Source organism: Vibrio sp. Vb1755, assembly GCF_033338635.1.
In the GTDB taxonomy this organism is placed as follows: Bacteria; Pseudomonadota; Gammaproteobacteria; order Enterobacterales; family Vibrionaceae; genus Vibrio; species Vibrio alginolyticus.
Map to the genome: position 1 here is coordinate 1 of NZ_JAWOTA010000245.1, position 1,199 is coordinate 1,199.

Annotated in this window: 1 protein-coding gene; it reads right to left on the minus strand. The window is 45.2% G+C overall.

Translation table 11 applies throughout. The features are described from left to right. Positions 1 to 250: 250 nt before the first annotated feature. Positions 251 to 1,198, minus strand: a complete 948-nt coding sequence (secF, locus tag R7E00_RS24260) for a protein translocase subunit SecF (protein ID WP_318073746.1) — start codon at positions 1,196 to 1,198, stop codon at positions 251 to 253. Position 1,199 lies beyond the last annotated feature (1 nt).

The following is a 1,199-nucleotide window of genomic DNA, read 5'->3' on the forward strand; positions in this document are numbered from 1 at the left end:
AAATGGTAACAGCGCGATCCTTAAGTAAGATTTAAAAGTCAATTTAGCCCGTCACGCTGATGACTTTAAGAAGCCCCGCTCAACGAGCGGGGCTTTTTTGTATCCAAACCAACATTGTTTAGATACTAAAAACTTGGGCAAGATTATAAAAACTTGATAGCCGCAAAACACTCTACTTCTTTGCTCAAAGTCTAGATACAAAAAAACCGCTGAGAGTTCAGCGGTTTTTGTTTTCGATTCTCAATCAGCCTTATGGCATCTCGTCGAATTCTGCGCCTTCTTTCTCTACTTGCGGTGGCATCAAGTGCTCTTTCTGGATACCCAGTTTTAGAGCAAGTGCAGATGCTACGTAGATAGAAGAGTAAGTACCAACCGTGATACCCAACAACAGTGCCGTTGCAAAGCCGTGGATCATTGCCCCGCCCTGTACAAACAGTGCAATAACTACGAACAACGTTGTACCAGAAGTAATCAACGTACGGCTCAATGTTTGTGTAATCGAAGCATCCATGATGTCCGCTGGATCACCTTTACGCATCTTGCGGAAATTTTCACGAATACGGTCGAATACTACGATGGTATCGTTGAGCGAGTAACCAACAACCGTTAGCAACGCAGCCACGATAGTTAGGTCCACTTCAATCTGTAGGAATGAGAATACACCCAGCGTGATAATAATATCGTGCGCCAACGCCATTACAGCACCAGCCGCTAGACGCCATTCAAATCGCATTGATACGTAAATCAGGATACAGATGAGCGACACAAGGATCGCCAGACCGCCCGCTTCAGTTAGTTCATCACCAACGTTTGGACCAACAAACTCGATACGGCGCATTTCTACGCTTTCACCAGTACCTTCTTTGATCGCACCGATGATTTGGTTACCTAGCGTTTCGCCAGAAACGTCGTCACGAGGACGAAGACGCACCATCACATCGCGAGCACTACCAAAGTTCTGTACTGTCGCATCTCCGAAACCTTTTGCATCAAGTGCTGTACGGATTTCTTCAAGGTTAGCTGGTTTTTCAAAGCCAACTTCGATTAGCGTACCGCCCGTGAAGTCTAGACCCCAGTTCAGCCATTTGGTTGATAATGTGAAGATAGAAGCGGCAATCATAAAGATTGAGAATACGAACGCCACTTTTGACCAACGCATAAAGCCGATCGTCTTCTCTGCTTTTAGAATTTGAAACATA

Bases quoted from the DNA above. Each gene is read 5' to 3' on its own strand.
- secF (WP_318073746.1), bottom strand. From the start codon at position 1,198: ATGTTTCAAATTCTAAAAGCAGAGAAGACGATCGGCTTTATGCGTTGG.